Source organism: Zunongwangia sp. L-65, assembly GCF_056859415.1.
Genome location: NZ_JBSXOK010000064.1, coordinates 145,768 through 164,545, shown reverse-complemented (window position 1 = coordinate 164,545; position 18,778 = coordinate 145,768). Strand labels below are relative to the sequence as shown.

Sequence of the window (18,778 nt, the reverse complement as noted above, 5' to 3'; positions counted from 1 at the left end):
AACGAGCAATTCTCTTATTTTGCAGGCTGGAAAGTATTTAAAGCGTATGATTACAGCTACGCACAAGCTTTACTAAATTATTCCTATTTTTAGGGAAACATGGACTTTTTATGTCTTCTGTATTCAACTTTTCTAAGAATTCAGCTAAAAACCGTAGTACTATTACAATATTAGACGAAATAACCGGATTCCTAAATACGCCAAATTTATGGTGGTCAAAAAATCTATTCGATTTGGAGGCTTTTGAGCTGCCGGCTAAGATCACAATTATTAAAAACGAGATCTTGCTTCAGGAAAATCTGGAGCATATTTTTGTGCTGGGTAAGCGGGTAGAACGGTTTTTTGAGTACCAAATTCGGCATTCAGAGCATTATGACTTAAAAATTAGCAACCTACAGGTGATTGCAAATAAGCAAACCCTGGGGGAACTGGATTTTATTGTGGAAGAAAAAAATACCAGACAACTTATTCATATAGAACTGGTATACAAATTCTATGTTTATGACCCTGGTTTTAAAGAAGAATTGGCCAGATGGATTGGCCCTAATCGCAAAGATTCATTACTTGAAAAAGTAAATAGGCTTAAAACTAAACAACTCCCCCTACTTCAAAAAAAAGCTACTCAGCAAATTTTAAATGGTTATCATATTTCTACAACATCGATAGAACAGCAGGTTTGTTATAAAGCCAGCTTATTTATTCCCAGAAATTTAAAAAACAAAAACTTCGTATCAATAAATAATGATTGCATTGTTGGATTCTGGATTCATTTTGAAGAGTTTACGGCAAAACAATTTGATCAGGCTCAATTTTATAGTCCCAGCAAACAGTTTTGGCCGGTAGATCCCTCCAAAAATGAGCTTTGGTTTTCGTATTGCAAAATATTTCCACAAATCGAATCCTTTATCCAGCAACAAAGATCTCCGCTGGTGTGGATGAAATCAGGTGAACAATATGAAAAGTTTTTTATTGTGTGGTGGTAGAGAGTTGTGTGTTCAAAGTTTGAAAGTTGAAAGTTTGAAAGTTTGAAAGTTCAAGATTTAAGATTTTACGGTTCGATGAAAAGGGGAAATCAATTTTTGAATCAATTCATTTTAACTTCTTGCTCTACGTTTACTGTTTTTTGATTCTAGCACCTAGAGTCTCTTCTATAGATTGTAACTTCAGTCTAGCTTCGTTAAATTTATTTTTTGTCGTAAGCACTCAGCCACTGGCAGTTAAAAGTTCAAGTTAGAAAGTTGTATTATTTCATTTTTAAATGAATACATTTTCCAATTACTAGCAATCCCTTCCTCACTGAAAAAAAATCAAAAAAAGCGTATTAATTTTTCCGCTAGCTTGTAACTTTGCCATCCTATTTTTCAGAAATGCGCGAAAAAGTAAAAGAGGCCATAAAAACATCATATTTAAGTATAGCCGGTAATGGTTTTCTTGCTTTAGGAAAATTTCTGGCTGGTTTTTTTGGTAATTCTTATGCGTTAATCGCTGATGCCATAGAATCTACCGCAGATGTTTTTTCTTCATTCCTAGTACTTGTGGGACTTCGATATGCTGCAAAACCAGCAGATGAAAATCATCCCTACGGTCATGGCCGTGTAGAACCGCTTATCACTTTTGCCGTTGTTGGGTTTTTGATCGTTTCGGCCACAGTAATCGCTTACGAAAGTATTGAAAATATACGCACTCCCCATCAGATTCCAGAGCCTTATACTTTAATCGTCCTGGTAATTATTATTGGTATTAAAGAGTTTTTCTACCGATTTGTTTCTAAAAAAAGTGATGAGACCAATAGCTCTTCTTTAAAAGCAGATGCCTGGCATCATCGCAGCGATGCTATTACTTCTTTTACCGCTTTTGTTGGTATTTCCATCGCTTTAGTTATGGGGGATGGTTATGAAAGTGCTGACGATTGGGCAGCCTTGCTAGCTTCAGGATTTATTTTATTCAATGCCTATCTTATATTAAGACCCGCCCTGGGTGAGATTATGGATGAACATATGTATGACGACCTTATAGAAGACATTCGCAAATCGGCATATAGTGTAAAAGGAGTTTTAGATACTGAAAAATGTTTTGTACGTAAAACAGGAATGACCTTTCATGTCGACCTTCATATTAACGTAGACGGAGCAAAAACAGTAAAAGAAGGCCATGATATAGCACATCAGGTGAAAGATCAAATGCTACATGACTTGCCTGAAATTGCAGATGTATTGATTCACGTAGAACCGCTGGATCCAAATCTAATCCTTTAAAATCTTTTGTAGGAATTTTTTACAACTTTCCAGTACATAAATTATGCTTCAAAAAAAGCTATTTGATAATAGAACAGTATAATTTAAACTATTTTCAATTAGGATTTGTCATCTTTGGGTAACTCTCCAGACAAATATTGGGTTTCTCCAAAGCCAAAACTCCAATCTACATCTGTATTGGTCATAACTGAAATCAAGAGATCTTTAGGATCTAAATTGCAATTTTCTTGTAATTTTTGCGATAATAATTTATAGAATTTATTTTTATTGATCGTAGCCCTGGGACTTGTAAATACCTGAATTACGATAGCTTCTTCACTACGTTCAAAACCTAAACCCGTATCAAGCAAAATCATCCTTCCTGGTTTATGCTCAGTAACTATTTGGTATCGATCCCTGATCGGAACACTAAAAGCCTCAACAGAACAATCCTGAACTGTATCCATAATATTTTTAATCTCTTTGTCTGATCTTCCTTCAGTCAAGTCTATTCTTATGAGTGGCATTTTAACTATGTATTAAATTACTATATTGAAGCCTATTTTCTATTTTAACCAAATAACCTACGCAAAATAATAGGAATTAAAACAAAACACTTAATATGTACAGGTAATTTTTTGTTAAACACTTTTAATTCAGCTTTAATTGAATTGATAAAACCGGCAATATCATGGGTTCTTCAAACAATGTATTTAATTGAAAAACTGTAATTTCAGAAACCGTAAACTGAGTAATTAATCGCAAGTATAGGATTACCCAATAACTCAACTTGCCATGTTAAGACCTCCTACCGTTAAAAGTTTCTAAAATTATCCATGTAATATTGAAATCAAATTTACCTTTCTTTTAAAACTTTATCTTTACCTAAAATTTATTTCATGGATCATAATTTAGCTGTCCTTATTGACGGGGACAATATACCTTCAGCATACGTAAAAGAAATGATGGAAGAAATCGCCAAACACGGCAATCCTACCATTAAAAGAATTTATGGTGACTGGACCAATCCCCATCTTTCTAAATGGAAGTCTGTATTACTAGAAAATGCTATTAGCCCAATTCAACAATACGGTTACACGCAAGGTAAAAATGCTACAGATTCTGCTATGATTATCGATGCCATGGATATTCTATATTCTAATAAAGTAGATGGTTTTTGCCTGGTAAGCAGTGATAGTGATTTTACCAGATTGGCAACGCGATTAAGAGAAGCCGGGAAAAGGGTTATAGGCATTGGTGAAAAGAAAACACCCGATCCATTTATTGTTGCCTGTGACCGGTTTATCTATCTTGAAATTCTAAAAACCAAAGACAAAGAAGAGCAGCCTGAAGTAGTTAAAGGCAAACCCAATAAAAAACAAAGCGTAGATCGTTTAACTCCTAGAGTAATCAATTTTATCGCTAATACCATTTCAGATGTTGCTGATGATGACGGATGGGCATTTATGGGTGATGTAGGAAGTTTATTGCAAAAAAAGCAACCTAATTTTGATTCACGTAACTACGGTTATCAAAAACTTACTCCTATGATTGCTTCTATAGACCAGTTTGAAATAGAATCCCGCGAAAACAACAATAACAGCAAATTCAAACTTATTTTTGTTCGTAATAAGGAGTAGCGCTAACTTTTATGTTAGCTAATTTGAAAATCGAAATTGCTTAAAAATCCAGAGCTTTTTCTAATTTAGAGCAAAAATAGTATGCGAAGCATTAAGAAAATACATCAGGCAGAATGGCGACCAATTGGTGATTTGATCACTTATTCACCAATACCTACGGCAAGCTTGCAAATGATTGATCCTTTTATCTTTCTAAATCACCACGGTCCACAGGTATATCCTGAAAATAATAACGGACTCCCATTTGGGCCTCATCCTCATCGAGGTATGGAAACCGTTACGTTTATTCTGGATGGCGATATCGCGCATAAAGATTCTGGCGGACATAAAAGCGTAATAGAAAGTGGTGGTGTGCAATGGATGACTGCAGGAAGCGGACTAATTCATGCAGAGGTTTCTTCGGAAGAATTTAAAAAGAAGGGCGGAGATCTCGAAATCCTTCAGCTTTGGGTAAATCTTCCAGCCAAACATAAAATGGAGACTCCTAAATATATAGGTTTACAGAAAGAAGATATTCCCGTGGCTTTTTCAGAAGATAAAAAAGTTAGCGCTCAGGTCGTTTCCGGAGAATTTCTTGGTACAAAAGGTGCTTTTGAAACTTTTACCGATATTAATCTTTCTACTTTATTTTTTGAAGCGAATTCAAATTTAGAACTTGAAATTCCTGTTTCCCAGAATATTTTCTTTTATGTAATTAAAGGAAACCTGGAAGTAAATGGAAGCGCTATTACAGAAAGACATTTGGTTGAATTCCAAAATGACGATCCAAAACTTCAAATTTCAGCCAAAGAAGAGAGTATTCTTTTATTCGGTTTCGCGACACCTTTTGAAGAACCTGTAGTCGCTCGCGGTCCTTTTGTAATGAACAGTATGCAGGAAATTGAAGAAGCTTACCAGGATTTCCAGGCAGGTAAAATGGGAAGATGGACAGAGTAATAAAATTTTAATGATAAAAGCCGCTTTTTAAAAAGCGGCTTTTCTTTTATTATTGTCCCGTCCTGAAATAAAAAAATAAAAATTCCTAGAGGTTTGTAGATTGCACAAATACTAATAAGTTTCCGCTTTTAAAGCGAATGTGAGCAGTATTCCCGGTAATAGTATTTCGGGTTCCAATTCTGGTCGTAATACTTAAATCTTCGTCATCTAATGGATATTTTACTCCTTTGGAAAAAACACTTTTTGCCTCTGGGAATGGAAAGAGTGAAATAATTTCATCCTTAAAACCGGTAATTTCCATACTGTTTTCAGCAAAAAAATAGAAACCGAAATCATCGAAACAGCGAATCTCGATTTCATTTTTATGTTTCAGCATCGAATTCAGATTCCCTAAAAAATGATCCTGTTCTAAACCACTACATCCATAAACAGCGACACTTTTGAAGCCTTCTTCGATAATAATCTTTAAAATTTTCTCAAAATCGGTGGCGTTTTGATCTGGCGTTTCTACAATTTTAGTTTCGGCATTGATTTCAGAAAGTGCTAAAGAATCAAAATCACCTGAAACCAAATCGGGCTGAATTCCATGTTCTAAAAGTTTAGCATACGCACCATCGGTACAATAAATTTTCTTAAAACCATCCAGCAAAGGCATGGTTTTAGGAAATTGACCGTTAATAAATAAAACAACCTGGGGTTCAAACCTATGCGTTTCCCGGTAAAGCTTCATTTAGTGTCTTTCCTCTAAAACTTTGGCAATATCCTTTAATTCGTAGCCTTTGGCTCTTAAAAGAATTAGGTAGTGAAAAAGTAGATCTGCACTTTCATTAAGAAAAAGATTTTCATCATCGTCTTTCGCTTCAATTACTACCTCAACAGCTTCCTCCCCTACTTTTTGAGCGATTTTATTAATACCCTTATCAAAAAGTGACACTACATATGAGTTTTTATCTTCGCGTAATTCAGGTTCTACTTCACTCATTTTTTTACGCTGGGTGATAATTCCTTCTAATTCTGATAAAAATCCGAATGAAGCCTTGTTTTCTTCTCCCCAACAGGTGCCGGTTCCTTTATGACAGGTAGGTCCCTGTGGATTTACCATTACTAAAAGCGTATCATTATCACAATCATTTTTTATAGAGACAAGATGTAAAAAGTTTCCGCTTTCTTCACCCTTTGTCCATAATCGGTTCTTGGTACGACTAAAAAAAGTAACTTTTTTAGTCTCATTGGTTTTTAGATAAGCTTCTTCATTCATATATCCCAACATCAGGACTTTCTTGGTAGTTGCATCCTGAATGATGGCGGGTACTAATCCATCGTTATTTTTATCAAAATCAATATTCATCTTTTCAATTTTATATTCTTACCGGAATTCCTTGTTTTTTAAGTTCTTTTTTAAGTTCCGGAATTTCTATTTCTTTAAAATGAAAAACGCTTGCTGCCAAAGCTGCATCGGCTTTTCCTTCTTTAAATGTATCTACAAAATGCTGAATATTCCCTGCACCACCCGAAGCGATAACTGGGATATTTAGATCTTCAGATAATTTCTTTAGTGCAATATTAGCAAAACCATCTTTAGTACCATCATTATTCATTGATGTAAACAAAATCTCTCCTGCGCCACGCTGTTCCACTTCTTTGGCCCATTCAAATAAATCAAGTTCTGTGGGCACTTTACCACCAACCAGATGAACAATCCACTGCCCGTTTATTTGCTTGGCATCAATCGCCACAGTGATACATTGCGCGCCAAACTTCTGGGAAAGTTCGTTAATTAAATCTGGATTTTTTACTGCCGAGGAGTTTACTGAAACCTTATCGGCACCGTTTTTAAGTAAAATATCTACATCTTCTATAGAAGAAATTCCACCGCCTACCGTAAAAGGTATATTTACCTTTTCTGCTACTCGTAATACAAGGTTTGCCAAAGTTTTACGACGTTCTTCTGTAGCTGAAATATCAAGAAAAACCAGTTCGTCTGCTCCGGTTTCTGCATATTTCGAAGCCAATTCTACCGGATCGCCGGCATCTCTTAAGTCTACAAAATTAACGCCCTTAACGGTTCTTCCGTTTTTAATATCCAGACAGGGAATAATTCTTTTTGTTAGCATTCTTTTGTTTTAAGTTTACAGTGTACGGTATAGCTTATCCCCTTAATCCTGAAGGTGAAACGTTTTCAAATCAAAATTAATCCTAGTTCCTGATTCATAAATTCATTCGTCATATCATCACATCAAATCAACCAACTTCCATAATAATTTTAAAGGCGGAATTTTAGGCTTAATTTATATTTGTTTTTACCATACAACCGGATATATCAACAAAAATAACAACTTTAGAGGGACTGCCCATCATCAAGCAACTAATAAAATTACTTTACTATCGATTATTACCTATACGGCTTAAAGTTTACAGTCAACAGAAAAAGCCATCCGCTTAAAAAGATTAAAAAGAGAAGTTGACAGTTGCAACAATTCAAAATTCAATATTTAAAATTGATTGCCTACTTCCTAATCCCTGGTTCTTTAAGTCTATTTTCTATTCTCTAATTACTAAGTTCTCAATACTAACTACTACATTCAAGAAAGCTCTATCGCTATAACTTCGGGATTGTTGAAATAATAATAGCATTCAAAGTTCAAGGTTCAAAAGTTCAAGGCTCAAAAGTTCAAAGTTCAAAAGTTGTTGTGTCGAGAAATCTGTTTTCAGTATACACTTCACGATTTACAAGTTTAAAGCAATTCAAAATTTAACATTTAAAATTGATTGCCTACTTCCTAATCCCTGGTTCTTTAAGTCTATTTCCTATTCTCTAATTACTAAGTTCTCAATACTAACTACTACATTCAAAAAAGCTCTATCGCTATAACTTCGGGATTGTTGAAATGATAATAGCATTCAAAGTTTAAGGTTCAAAAGTTCAAAGGTTCAAGGTTTAAAAGTTGTTGTGTCGAGAAATCTGTTTTCAGTATACACTTCACGATTTACAAGTTTAAAGCAATTCAAAATTCAACATTTAAAATTGATTGCCTACTTCCTAATCCCTGGTTCTTTAAGTCTATTTTCTATTCTCTAAATACTAAATACTCAATACTATAACGGAATATTCCCATGTTTACGATCAGGCCTTAAAACGCTTTTATTTTCCAGCATACTAAAAGCTTTCAAAAGTTTTCTTCGGGTGTCCTTTGGCATCATAACCTCATCTATAAATCCGCGTTGGGCGGCTTCAAAAGGATTCGCGAATTTTTCAGCATATTCAGCCTCCTTTTCGGCTAATTTTTGTTCAGGATTTTCGGACTCTTTTATTTCTTTTCTAAAAATAATTTCACTCGCTCCTTTAGCTCCCATCACGGCAATTTCAGCACTTGGCCAGGCAAAATTCATATCGGCACCAATATGCTTACTATTCATCACGTCGTAAGCGCCACCATAAGCCTTTCGGGTAATCACGGTGACTTTTGGCACCGTCGCTTCACTAAGCGCATACAATAATTTCGCTCCATTTAGAATAATCCCATTCCATTCCTGATCGGTTCCTGGTAAGAATCCCGGCACATCGACTAAAACTAATAGTGGAATATTAAAACAATCGCAAAAACGGGTGAAACGAGCTGCTTTTTTAGAACTATCTACGTCTAAAACTCCAGCTAAGCTCATAGGCTGATTAGCAACAATTCCAATACTTCTTCCGCCTAATCTTGCAAATCCCACAATAATATTGTCAGCGTAATTCTTATGAATTTCAAAAAAAGAACCTTCATCGATAATCCCTTCGATCACCAAATGCATATCGTAAGGTTTATTGGAACTGTCGGGAATAATTTCGTCTAATTTTTCACGAATTTCATCCTTCAGTTCAAATGGCAATTTTTCAACTTTTTGTTTATTGTTTTGAGGCATATAGCTTACCAGCTTTTTAATGTCCTCCAGGCAGGTAATATCGCTATTTGCTGTTAAATGAGTGACTCCAGATTTTGTGGAATGTGTACTGGCCCCGCCTAATTCTTCAGAAGTTACATTTTCGTTCGTAACGGTTTTTACCACATTTGGTCCGGTAACAAACATATAGCTGGTATCCTCTACCATGATTGTAAAATCGGTCATAGCAGGAGAATACACGGCACCACCGGCACAAGGCCCCATGATCGCTGATATCTGCGGAATCACTCCGGATGCTTTTACATTGCGATGAAAAATATCGGCATAACCACCAAGCGACTTTACTCCTTCCTGAATTCTGGCTCCACCAGAATCATTTAAACCGATCATTGGCGCACCGGTTTTTACTGCAAGATCCATTACTTTGCAAATCTTCTCGGCATGAGTCTCAGAAAGCGCTCCACCAAAAACTGTAAAATCCTGAGCAAAAACATAAACCAATCGGCCATTGATTGTGCCGTACCCAGTTACCACACCATCACCATAATACTTTTGCTCCTGCATCCCAAAATCGGTTGTACGATGTGTTACTAAAATCCCGATTTCTTCAAAAGAACCCTCATCAAGTAAATAATCGATTCGTTCCCTTGCCGTAAGCTTCTTCTTTTCGTGCTGTTTTGCTATTCGCTTTTCACCACCTCCAAGATGTGCCTGTTTTATTTTTTGGTGTAGTTGCTCTATATTTTTCTTACTCATAGATATAATTTTAAGCTTTTAGCAAAATGCTAAAACTTACATTAGATATTGATGTACTATCTTGTATTTCTGTATTACCTTCAAAATTTGGGATTTTCTCGTTGGTGTGATAAAAAAGAACTAATAATAAAGATAAAATGGCTGAAATTAATTGCTGCTTAAGAAATCTAATGATTAAAATCAGAAATAATCCTATTGTAAGAATTAAACCCAATTTCACATAAGGTGCGATTATCTGAATGATTAACCCTTTCGAAATAATTGGATTGTTTAGGTTTAAACCGATAGAATAAATTTCTAAAAAACAAAGGACTGTTAAATAGTTTGTGTACAGAATCAAAATGTTTGCACTCCATTTAATCCAGTTTTTACTATTTATATTTTTATAATTATTCGCTGAGTTCAATCCCGACATTTGTAATAAGTTGATTATTCTGTATATTTTTTACTTTCACTGCATACTGAGTATTGCAACTGCTCACTGAAAATCGTCAATTGCAACTAATCCCTAGCCTCAGTAATTGGTAATCTTAGCTTTTTTTGATCTTGTAAATATTGCTTTAAGGCAACCAATGCGGCTAGCTTCGATTCTTCTTCAACTTCATTTTGAAGTTTTTCAGGCGAATAATAGTTCTTTACAAAATGGGTATCAAATTTCCCTGAAGTAAAGGCTTCATGTTCAAACACAAACTTTCCAAAACTTAAAGTCGTCGAAACACCTTCTACCTGATAGTCATTAATCGCTTTGATCATTAACTGGATCGCCTCTTCTCGATTTTTTCCGTAGGTAATTAATTTTGCCAGCATAGGATCATAATAGATTGGGACATCCATCCCTTCTTCAAATCCATTATCTACCCGAATTTTCTCTCCGTGCGGAAGTTGATATTTCTCCAATTTCCCAACACTTGGAAGGAAATTATCCATAGGATCTTCGGCATATACCCGTAATTCTAACGCATGCCCTTTAATTTTTAAATCCTCTTGTTTGATGCTAAGCACCTCTCCCCTTGCAATTTTAATCTGCTCTTCTACCAAATCAACCCCAGTGATAAACTCGGTTACGGGATGTTCTACCTGAAGTCGAGTATTCATCTCTAAGAAATAAAAGTTTCGGTTTTCATCGAACAAGAACTCTACCGTTCCGGCTCCTACATAATCACATGCTTCAGCAACTCGTACTGCCGCTTTACCCATTTCCTCTCTAAGTTTAGCATCTAAAACCACTGATGGTGCTTCCTCGATTACTTTTTGATGACGACGCTGCACCGAGCATTCCCGTTCAAATAAATGCAATGTATTTCCGTGGGTATCGGCCAACACCTGAATCTCGATATGTCGCGGCGAAGCCACATATTTTTCAATAAAAACTGAGCCATCACCAAAAGCAGATTTGGCTTCACTTATTGCTCGTTTCATTTGGTCTTCCAGATCTTTTTCCTGCTCGACCACTCGCATTCCTTTTCCGCCACCACCAGCCGAAGCTTTTATCAAAATAGGATAGCCAATTTCTGCAGCGATCTTTTTAGCTTTTTTGGTATCGGTAATTGCTTCATCGATCCCGGGAACCATAGGAATATCGTATTTTTTCACCGCATCTTTGGCAGCGAGTTTGCTTCCCATAATTCGGATGGCTTTACTACGCGGACCGATAAACGAGATCCCGGCCTCTTCTACCGCTTCGGCAAAATCGGCATTCTCACTTAAAAATCCGTATCCGGGATGAATTCCGTCTACATTTAATTGCTTGCAAACTTCAATGATTTTATTACCTAATAAATAAGATTGATTTGATGGTGCCGGTCCAACGCAAACCGCTTCATCAGCAAATTTTACGTGGGGTGCATTCCTATCGGCTTCAGAAAAAATGGCAACGGTTTTGATACCCATTTTCTGAATACTTTTCATTATTCGCAGGGCAATCTCACCACGGTTAGCCACTAATATTTTTTTCATGTTTTGTTCTTTTTTATGGAATAAGGATTATTCCATTTCGATAAGCAACTGGTTTTTCTCTACGGTTTCGCCTTTTTTAATTTGAATACTTTTTACCACGCCTTCTCGGGGCGCCGTAATCGTATTTTCCATCTTCATAGCTTCCAAAACCAGTAAAAAATCGCCTTCTTTCACCTGGCTTCCTTTTTCTACATTCACCTCGAGAATGAGCCCCGGCATTGGAGCTTTAATATCATTTATAAGTTGTGCTGAACCTAAAGAAAGTCCCATTTTTTCGATCAAAAGATCTAAATCGTTTGCAATATCGATAGTATACATATTTGAATTGATCTTTATCGAATATTGCCTTTTTAGAAAATCGCTTTTCTCTACGGAAGCTTTAAAAGATTTATGCTGGTGAAGTATATGAAAACTTGAATTTTCATTTGTCTGAATATCCAACTCCATAATTTGATTTTCGGAAAATTCAAATTCAGATGTATCATTCACTTTAACCTTAAATATTTTCTCCATATTTGAGCAATTTTGACCTGTTTTCCCTAACAAACCTTGTAAATATAGAAAATTAATAAAGCTTTTACTGAAGGATTAATAATTTATTAATATTCTAAAAATTTATTTTAAAATGATCGAATTCCAGTAAAAAGAAAAATCCCAACTTCCTTTAGAAATTGGGATTTCTCCAAAAATTATAAAAAATAAATCTTGATAAGACTTATTTAAAATCTTTTACCGCATCACTAAGATCAAAAACAGTAGCTAGGCTTAATTGTTTATCGATGATACTGCTTCCGGCTGCTGATCGATATCCGCCGGCACAATGCACAACAATTGGTTTATCGGTAGGAATTTCATCGGTACGATTTCTTAATTCGTTTAACGGAATCGGAATCGCTCTTTCGAAAAACTTTCCTTCGGCAACTTCTGAAGCATTTCTTATATCCACAATGGTGTATTCTGAAGGATGCTCTTTAAAATCTTCTACTTCTAGAAATTCCATAGATCCTTTCAGGTTTTCAGCAACGGTGATTACTGCTTTTAGCTGCTTTTCATAACCAATTTTAGCTACACGCTCTAAAAGTGCATCGATATTTTCTACGGAAGGAACTACTAAATAATAATATTCTTCAGGCTGAATAATCGCTCCCAGCCAGGTTTCAAACTTTTGCTTGGGTGAAGTTGCCATTATGTTGATACTTCCAGGTAAATGCGATTTTTTAAAATCGTCCCCCCCTCTGGTATCTACAATCATTAATCCTTCTTCAACTTCATCGACATTTAGAAAAATCGGAACATTATATTTTGCTTTTTGCACGTTTAAAGCTCCGGTTTTATTCACATCTACATCAAAACCAAAATAAGAAGGAATAAACGGCTGATCTTTTAAAATCTCTTCTACAAATTCTTCTTCACTTTGTTCTTTAAAAGCCCAGTTTCCCATACGCTCATTTCCTAGCGTACTTGAAGAATCACTGCTCATATTTTTACCACACAATGAACCTGCTCCGTGTGCAGGATATACTAAAGCATCATCCGGCAAATCATTAAATTTAGTTTGCATCGTATTGTACATATCTTTAGCGAGCTCGATACGTTTGGCTTTCATATTTCCTGCATTTTCTCGAAGATCGGGACGGCCAACATTACCAATAAATAAGGTATCCCCGGTAAAAAGTGCGGTTTCTTCTCCTTCTTTGGCCACCACGGTTATACTATCTGGACTATGCCCCGGCGTATTTAAAGCGCTGAAGTTTACTTTCCCTAATTGAAAGCTATCACCTTCATCAAAACTTTTATGATCATAATCTGCTCCCACCAATTTGCTCACAAAAATCGTTGCTGTAGTCTCTTCATGAATTTGTAAATGACTACTTATAAAATCGGCATGTGGATGCGTTTCGAAAACCGCAACGATCTTTGCGTTATGTGCTTCAGCAAAGACATAGTATGGCATTGGGTTTCTTGATGGATCTACAATTGCCATTTGGCCTTCACTTACAATAGCATACGAATAATGAGCTAAAGCTTCGTCATTAAACTGTTCTATGATCATTTCTCTATCTTTTATTAATTTGATTCTTTATTATTTTTTAAACGGAAAAGTCATCTGGTCTTTAAAATTTTTCGGAAAATCTTCGTCTCCCTCAAACCCTAGTTCGATGCTTTTTCCACTCTTTGGAATATAGGCTGTTTTAAAAATATAATCCCAAATACTTAAACTGAGTCCAAAGTTCATTCCGTAGGGATAAGCTTCGGGTAATTCTTTGGAATGATGCCAGATATGCATTTTAGGATTATTAAAAATATATCCTAAAAATCCATAATTCCACCCCACATTGGCATGGTTAAGATGCCCAACTAGCACACTAAACATATGTATGATAAAAAACTCCTGAATGCCAAAACCAATCATAGCAAGTGGTATATACTGCGCGGTTTTATACACTATGGTTTCCATGAAATGAAATCTGAACTGGGCAGCAAAACCCATTTCTTTCACGCTGTGGTGAACTTTATGAAATTGCCACAACCACGGGCGTTTATGTAATTGTCGATGAACATTCCACTGTATAAAATCGGCAATTACAAACATAATAAGTAATTGTGTCCACACCGGTAAGTTCTGTATGTTTATGGCTACCAAATTTTCGATTCCAAAAACTCCCAAAAAATCATTGAAAAGCGCCACGCCTACATTTGATAACGCATTGTAGCCAATCAATGAAAACAGGAAGAAATTGAAAAGAATATAAAAACCATCAAGCCAAAAACCTTTTCTAAAAATCGGCTGACTTTTACGCCAGGGCAATGCAATCTCTAAAATCCAAACAACTAATGAAATGGCAATAAGCCAGTAAAAATAATTGGTCCAGGAAGGAGTTGTAATCTCCTGCACCAGATAATTAAAATATCCGGTAAACGAATCCTGAATTATTTTTAGGTATTTCTCCATTGCTAATTTGTTCAGGACAAAAGTAACCAAAAGCTATGGTTAGACCAGTAACTTTTGTTACAGTCCTCCTATGTACATATTTACTAAAAACTAAATATCCTTTAACAATTGCAACCCTTTAGTTTAAAACGAATGTTATAAGGCGTTAAATACCCTAATCATCTATCAATACTTTTTTATTTTCATTCTAAAATTCAGAAAAAGAAAAATATGAGTAGTAAGAAAAATTTAAAATTAGAGAAACTTGCATTTGGCGGTGTAGCCCTAGGTACCGGTTTCGAAAAAGTAAATGATAAACAATCTGAAGAAACCTTAGAAGCGGCGTGGGAATGCGGAATAAGACAATACGATACTTCTCCCTGGTATGGTTTAGGCTTAAGTGAGCGCAGAATGGGTCATTTTCTTAAAAATAAAAAAAGAGAAAAGTACATCCTATCAACAAAAGTGGGACGATTGTTTACTCCCACTAAAAACATTCCTGAAACGCAATGGGTAGATCCTTCTCCATTTGATTATCGTTATGATTATACAGCAGCAGGCGTTCGAAGATCTGTAGAAGATAGTTTGCAGCGTCTTGGTGTAGAAAGTATCGATTATGCTTTTATCCATGATCTTTCTCCAGATAACAATGCTGATCTTGGTGACTGGGAAAAACATTTTGACATCGCTAAAAAAGGAGCGATGCCAGAACTTACCAAAATGCGAGAAGAAGGCCTTATTAAAGGTTGGGGACTTGGTGTAAATACCGTAGAACCAATTATAAGGACAATTGATTATGCCGATCCAGATTTGTTTGTCTCCGCAATTCAATATTCTATGATCGACCATAAAGATTCTTTAGATCGCTTATTTCCAAAAGTTGAAGAAAGCGGTGTTGGGTTAATCGTTGCTGCTCCTTTTAATGCTGGTTTATTAAGCGGACAAAAACGTTACAACTATGCGGGAGAAATGCCTGAAGATGTGGATTCACGCTATAAAAAAATCATCAAAGTGGCCGATAAATACAAGGTAGATCTGGCTAAAGCTGCTATACAATTCTCTTATGCACCAAAAGTTGTCGATACTGTTTTAGTAGGCGCAAGTAAACCTTATCAACCCATTGAGAATGAGCAAGCTTTTGATGTAGATATCCCTAGCGACTTTTGGGTTGAGCTTAAAAACGAAGGATTAATTGACGAGCGTTGCGAAACTCCGCAATTCTAATCTTTTAAATTTTATACTGAAAAAGCCGCTTTTTAATTAGAAGCGGCTTTTTATTTATCCTTTCTATACTTATCATATTTCTTAATTAATCTTCTTAAAGAAGAAAAAGCTAAACCATAGCTTGAAGTTACAATTCCAAAACCTGAATCCTCAGTTTCTTTAACTTCATTGGTAGCCGTAGACTGGGATTTAGAAATTAATTCTAAAGTATTTAAATCGTAAATCCAAATTTTAGTAACAGATTCATTCTTTTTTATACTAGTTCCATAGTCTCTGGAAAAAGTAAAAGATCCAGCGTTATTTTTAAGCTTCAACGTAATTACATTAATCAAAAAGTCACATTCAGTAAACTCCCTGATATGCGCTAACTCTTTTTTAGAAGGATGTAATGGAAAATCTTTAGTTTTAAGTTTATTCTTTAAGTTTAAACGAAAGGAATCATAGAGCAAAGAATCTGCTATTACTTCTAAAAAACAATCTTTGGTAACGCTTTGAACATGTGCTTTAGAGTCTAGATTCGTAAAATTTTGATTTAAAATCCATTTTCCTTTAGAAAAATCGATTGCTTTTCCACGATCGAAATTATAGTTATATTTTGTTCCTCAAGAAGTTAAACATATAGAAATCACCAAAAAAACACAAAAAACTTAAATACTCTCAACGTCAACGCTTTAGAATTCAAATTAAATTTAAAAACATTTTAAATTTACCAAAGTTTTTTCAACGGCACAAAAGCCTTAATTTTAACGTTCTAAAATCGATCGTATGAAACGTAACTTTTCTCTTTTCTGTTTACTGAATTTTCTTGCTCCTGTCTTATTATTGGCACAAAACCCAAAAGTAGATATTCTGGAGTATGAATTTCATCTTAAACTAAATGATGAAAACGATGTGATTAAAGGAAATGCAATTATCGATTTTCAATACAATGAAGATGCAGATGTTTTAGAACTTGATTTTGCTGCCGAAGAAAACGGCAAAGGAATGATTATCGACAGTATTCTTCAAAATGGAAAACAATTAAAGTTTCAGCATTCACAGGAAAAATTAAATATCAATACCTCTTCCGAAGATGACATTTCAATTTTTTATCATGGAGTTCCTGAAGATGGACTCATCATTAGTGAAAATAAATACGGAGATCGTACTTTTTTTGGTGATAACTGGCCTAATCGTGCTCACCTTTGGCTCCCCTTAATTGATCACCCTTCAGATAAAGCGAAAGTTTCTTTTTACGTTACGGCGCCTTCAAAATATCAGGTAGTGGCTACAGGAACACTTCAGGAAATTACCAATATTGATGATGAAAATTCTCTTTATGTATATGCAACCCTGCTAGAATTACCTACTAAAGTGATGGTGATTGGTGTAGCTGAATTTGCCGTTCAACATTTAGGCGAGATTACTGAAATTCCACTATCTTCCTGGGTATATCCTGAAAATAAAGAAGCTGGTTTTTACGATTATGCACAGGCTGAAGATATTTTACAGTTTTTTACTGAAAAAATAGCCCCTTTCCCTTTTACAAAATTAGCTAACGTACAATCCACAACACGTTATGGAGGAATGGAAAATGCCGGAAATATCTTCTATTTCGAAAATTCGGTTGATGGTAAACGTTCTTCTGAGTTTCTACTGGCCCATGAGATCGCACATCAGTGGTTTGGAGATTCAGCTTCAGAAATTGACTGGTCACATCTTTGGTTAAGTGAAGGTTTTGCTACTTATTTTACCGATTTATATGCCGAGTATCAATATGGAAAATCAAAATTAGACGAAAAATTACAGGAAGAACGTCGCCAGGTAATTGGGTTTAGCCAGAGTACTAAAACAGCAGTAATCGATAGTTCTCGTACGAATTTAATGGAATTACTTAATCCTAACTCCTATCAAAAGGGAGCCTGGATTTTGCACATGTTACGTAGAAAAGTGGGGGATAAAAATTTCTGGAAGGCTATACAGCAATACTATCAAAAATATAAATTCAGCAATGCAACTTCAGAAGATTTAAAAGTTGAATTCGAAGCAGTTTCAGGCATTAATTTAAACCAGTTTTTCAAGCAATGGTTAACACAATATGGGCAGCCAAAGATAAAACTAGAATATTCCTATAAAAACGGAAAATTAAAAATCACCGTTCAACAACTTCAAAAAAATGATTTTGAATTCCCAATAGAACTTCAGTTAAATTATACTACAAAAGATGCTGAAATTATCGATTTTAACATCACAAAAAAGAAAGAAACTTTTGAGATTGAAACCTCAGAAAAACCGATTTCCATAGACTTAGACCCAAATACCAATCTATTGTTCAAAGAAGCTTTATAAGCTAAGTTCAATATTAACCTGATTTCGATATAAAAGTTTGTGCAGGCATTTTGGTTCATTGAGTGAATTTTAAAGAAAAATTTGTATCGAAATGCTACCAAAATGGAAACTTCGATACAAAATCTTTTGCCAAGATTTCACTCAGTCTCCGAAATTTTCTTAGATCGAACTCAGGTTATTAGTCCACAATCATAAACATTGAAGGAAAACGGGTAGAATATCGAATTTTAAACTGTAGACCATCGAGTTTTACCGTTATTCTTCTGCCCTTATAATTAATCGATTTTCTCAATAATGTTTCGCGAAAATAAGGATCAATCTTTTTCCCCTGTTCTTCGTAAGTTCCGTAATTATTCTGGTAATGAAAAATTGCAAAATCTTCGTAGCCATTAGTGGTAAAAACCTGTGTTACCCGACGTTCTTCACTAACCACTGCGATTGTTTCCTTATGTGAATCTTGAATAAGAATTTTGGCTAACTGGTGATTTCCTCCTTCAGCAAAATGCTCTAAAACAATGGCAAAACCGGTAATCCCGACCACCAGAATAAGCTGCATTACACTCACCAAAATGTAAGTGATTGGATCTTTTTTAAAAGAGCCTTTGTCTACTTCTTCAGATCTAATGATGATCCCTAAAAGAAAAATAGACAGGCCTAAGAAAATAAAAAGCAGACTTATACCTTTTACAAAAGCATAGTAATATACCAAATGGGTGAATAACATCTTGATTAAAAAACCAACAAACAGGAGTAAAAACCCAATAAAATGTCTTTTTTTTAGCAAGTTTCGAATATAAATATCTTTTAAATTAAAAAAGTAATTAATACTAGCTACTTAAAGATCGTATTATATTAAATAAGACCTTTTGGACAAACCCATAAAGTAT

The 18,778-nt window shown here is 35.1% G+C and carries 17 protein-coding genes; 6 read left to right on the top strand and 11 right to left on the bottom strand.

Annotated features, from left to right (window positions below):
• Positions 1–110: 110 nt before the first annotated feature.
• Both AC13DP_RS12270 and AC13DP_RS12265 read left to right on the top strand, forming a co-directional pair.
• Positions 111–983, top strand: coding sequence for a DUF1853 family protein (locus AC13DP_RS12270; protein WP_347407564.1), 873 nt, complete (start codon positions 111–113; stop codon positions 981–983).
• Between the two features lie 384 nt (positions 984–1,367).
• A complete protein-coding gene (locus AC13DP_RS12265; protein ID WP_041578818.1) occupies positions 1,368–2,255 on the top strand; it encodes a cation diffusion facilitator family transporter in 888 nt (295 codons plus the stop codon).
• A 98-nt stretch (positions 2,256–2,353) separates the two neighbouring features.
• Here the strand turns inward: AC13DP_RS12265 and AC13DP_RS12260 are convergent, their stop codons facing one another.
• A complete protein-coding gene (locus AC13DP_RS12260; RefSeq protein ID WP_347407565.1) occupies positions 2,354–2,761 on the bottom strand; it encodes a tautomerase family protein in 408 nt (135 codons plus the stop codon).
• 372 nt (positions 2,762–3,133) lie between these two features.
• Here AC13DP_RS12260 and AC13DP_RS12255 point away from each other — a divergent pair, with 372 nt between their 5' ends.
• The gene (locus tag AC13DP_RS12255) at positions 3,134–3,874 is read left to right on the top strand and encodes an NYN domain-containing protein (RefSeq protein ID WP_013071432.1); all 741 of its coding nucleotides are present in this window, start codon (positions 3,134–3,136) and stop codon (positions 3,872–3,874) included.
• A gap of 81 nt (positions 3,875–3,955) precedes the next feature.
• Complete coding sequence (locus tag AC13DP_RS12250) at positions 3,956–4,810, top strand: pirin family protein (RefSeq protein ID WP_013071431.1); 855 nt, start codon at positions 3,956–3,958, stop codon at positions 4,808–4,810.
• Positions 4,811–4,895: 85 nt separating this feature from the next.
• Here AC13DP_RS12250 and AC13DP_RS12245 read toward each other — a convergent pair whose 3' ends face one another.
• From AC13DP_RS12245 to AC13DP_RS12210, 8 genes are all read right to left on the bottom strand, one after another.
• Complete coding sequence (locus tag AC13DP_RS12245) at positions 4,896–5,540, bottom strand: thiamine diphosphokinase (protein WP_013071430.1); 645 nt, start codon at positions 5,538–5,540, stop codon at positions 4,896–4,898.
• The gene (gene hisIE, locus AC13DP_RS12240; RefSeq protein WP_347407566.1) at positions 5,541–6,158 is read right to left on the bottom strand and encodes a bifunctional phosphoribosyl-AMP cyclohydrolase/phosphoribosyl-ATP diphosphatase HisIE; all 618 of its coding nucleotides are present in this window, start codon (positions 6,156–6,158) and stop codon (positions 5,541–5,543) included.
• A 10-nt stretch (positions 6,159–6,168) separates the two neighbouring features.
• The gene (hisF, locus tag AC13DP_RS12235) at positions 6,169–6,924 is read right to left on the bottom strand and encodes an imidazole glycerol phosphate synthase subunit HisF (protein ID WP_347407567.1); all 756 of its coding nucleotides are present in this window, start codon (positions 6,922–6,924) and stop codon (positions 6,169–6,171) included.
• Between the two features lie 982 nt (positions 6,925–7,906).
• The gene (locus AC13DP_RS12230; protein WP_483067888.1) at positions 7,907–9,451 is read right to left on the bottom strand and encodes an acyl-CoA carboxylase subunit beta; all 1,545 of its coding nucleotides are present in this window, start codon (positions 9,449–9,451) and stop codon (positions 7,907–7,909) included.
• Positions 9,452–9,952: 501 nt separating this feature from the next.
• Positions 9,953–11,407: an acetyl-CoA carboxylase biotin carboxylase subunit gene (gene accC / locus AC13DP_RS12225; protein WP_483067887.1), complete on the bottom strand. Its 1,455-nt coding sequence runs from the start codon at positions 11,405–11,407 to the stop codon at positions 9,953–9,955.
• A 27-nt stretch (positions 11,408–11,434) separates the two neighbouring features.
• On the bottom strand, positions 11,435–11,920 hold the full coding sequence (locus AC13DP_RS12220; protein ID WP_272958398.1) for an acetyl-CoA carboxylase biotin carboxyl carrier protein subunit: 486 nt from the start codon (positions 11,918–11,920) through the stop codon (positions 11,435–11,437).
• Between the two features lie 202 nt (positions 11,921–12,122).
• On the bottom strand, positions 12,123–13,460 hold the full coding sequence (locus AC13DP_RS12215) for an MBL fold metallo-hydrolase (RefSeq protein ID WP_228251108.1): 1,338 nt from the start codon (positions 13,458–13,460) through the stop codon (positions 12,123–12,125).
• Positions 13,461–13,490: 30 nt separating this feature from the next.
• Positions 13,491–14,360, bottom strand: coding sequence for a sterol desaturase family protein (locus AC13DP_RS12210; protein ID WP_272957332.1), 870 nt, complete (start codon positions 14,358–14,360; stop codon positions 13,491–13,493).
• A gap of 210 nt (positions 14,361–14,570) precedes the next feature.
• On the opposite strand from AC13DP_RS12210, the gene AC13DP_RS12205 reads away from it, so the two are divergent.
• Complete coding sequence (locus AC13DP_RS12205) at positions 14,571–15,563, top strand: aldo/keto reductase (protein WP_347407572.1); 993 nt, start codon at positions 14,571–14,573, stop codon at positions 15,561–15,563.
• Positions 15,564–15,613: 50 nt separating this feature from the next.
• Here AC13DP_RS12205 and AC13DP_RS12200 read toward each other — a convergent pair whose 3' ends face one another.
• A complete protein-coding gene (locus AC13DP_RS12200; RefSeq protein WP_347407573.1) occupies positions 15,614–16,012 on the bottom strand; it encodes a hypothetical protein in 399 nt (132 codons plus the stop codon).
• Positions 16,013–16,328: 316 nt separating this feature from the next.
• On the opposite strand from AC13DP_RS12200, the gene AC13DP_RS12195 reads away from it, so the two are divergent.
• Positions 16,329–17,891 (top strand): M1 family metallopeptidase, encoded by a 1,563-nt coding sequence (locus tag AC13DP_RS12195; RefSeq protein ID WP_347407574.1) that lies wholly within the window; start codon positions 16,329–16,331, stop codon positions 17,889–17,891.
• A 178-nt stretch (positions 17,892–18,069) separates the two neighbouring features.
• Here AC13DP_RS12195 and AC13DP_RS12190 read toward each other — a convergent pair whose 3' ends face one another.
• On the bottom strand, positions 18,070–18,675 hold the full coding sequence (locus tag AC13DP_RS12190; RefSeq protein ID WP_483067886.1) for a hypothetical protein: 606 nt from the start codon (positions 18,673–18,675) through the stop codon (positions 18,070–18,072).
• Positions 18,676–18,778: the final 103 nt, after the last annotated feature.

Bases quoted from the DNA above. Each gene is read 5' to 3' on its own strand.
- AC13DP_RS12205 (WP_347407572.1), top strand. From the start codon at position 14,571: ATGAGTAGTAAGAAAAATTTAAAATTAGAGAAACTTGCATTTGGCGGT.
- AC13DP_RS12230 (WP_483067888.1), bottom strand. From the start codon at position 9,451: ATGAGTAAGAAAAATATAGAGCAACTACACCAAAAAATAAAACAGGCA.
- AC13DP_RS12215 (WP_228251108.1), bottom strand. From the start codon at position 13,460: ATGATCATAGAACAGTTTAATGACGAAGCTTTAGCTCATTATTCGTAT.
- AC13DP_RS12210 (WP_272957332.1), bottom strand. From the start codon at position 14,360: ATGGAGAAATACCTAAAAATAATTCAGGATTCGTTTACCGGATATTTT.
- hisIE (WP_347407566.1), bottom strand. From the start codon at position 6,158: ATGAATATTGATTTTGATAAAAATAACGATGGATTAGTACCCGCCATC.
- AC13DP_RS12265 (WP_041578818.1), top strand. From the start codon at position 1,368: ATGCGCGAAAAAGTAAAAGAGGCCATAAAAACATCATATTTAAGTATA.
- AC13DP_RS12260 (WP_347407565.1), bottom strand. From the start codon at position 2,761: ATGCCACTCATAAGAATAGACTTGACTGAAGGAAGATCAGACAAAGAG.
- AC13DP_RS12220 (WP_272958398.1), bottom strand. From the start codon at position 11,920: ATGGAGAAAATATTTAAGGTTAAAGTGAATGATACATCTGAATTTGAA.
- AC13DP_RS12195 (WP_347407574.1), top strand. From the start codon at position 16,329: ATGAAACGTAACTTTTCTCTTTTCTGTTTACTGAATTTTCTTGCTCCT.
- hisF (WP_347407567.1), bottom strand. From the start codon at position 6,924: ATGCTAACAAAAAGAATTATTCCCTGTCTGGATATTAAAAACGGAAGA.
- AC13DP_RS12250 (WP_013071431.1), top strand. From the start codon at position 3,956: ATGCGAAGCATTAAGAAAATACATCAGGCAGAATGGCGACCAATTGGT.
- accC (WP_483067887.1), bottom strand. From the start codon at position 11,407: ATGAAAAAAATATTAGTGGCTAACCGTGGTGAGATTGCCCTGCGAATA.
- AC13DP_RS12270 (WP_347407564.1), top strand. From the start codon at position 111: ATGTCTTCTGTATTCAACTTTTCTAAGAATTCAGCTAAAAACCGTAGT.
- AC13DP_RS12255 (WP_013071432.1), top strand. From the start codon at position 3,134: ATGGATCATAATTTAGCTGTCCTTATTGACGGGGACAATATACCTTCA.
- AC13DP_RS12245 (WP_013071430.1), bottom strand. From the start codon at position 5,540: ATGAAGCTTTACCGGGAAACGCATAGGTTTGAACCCCAGGTTGTTTTA.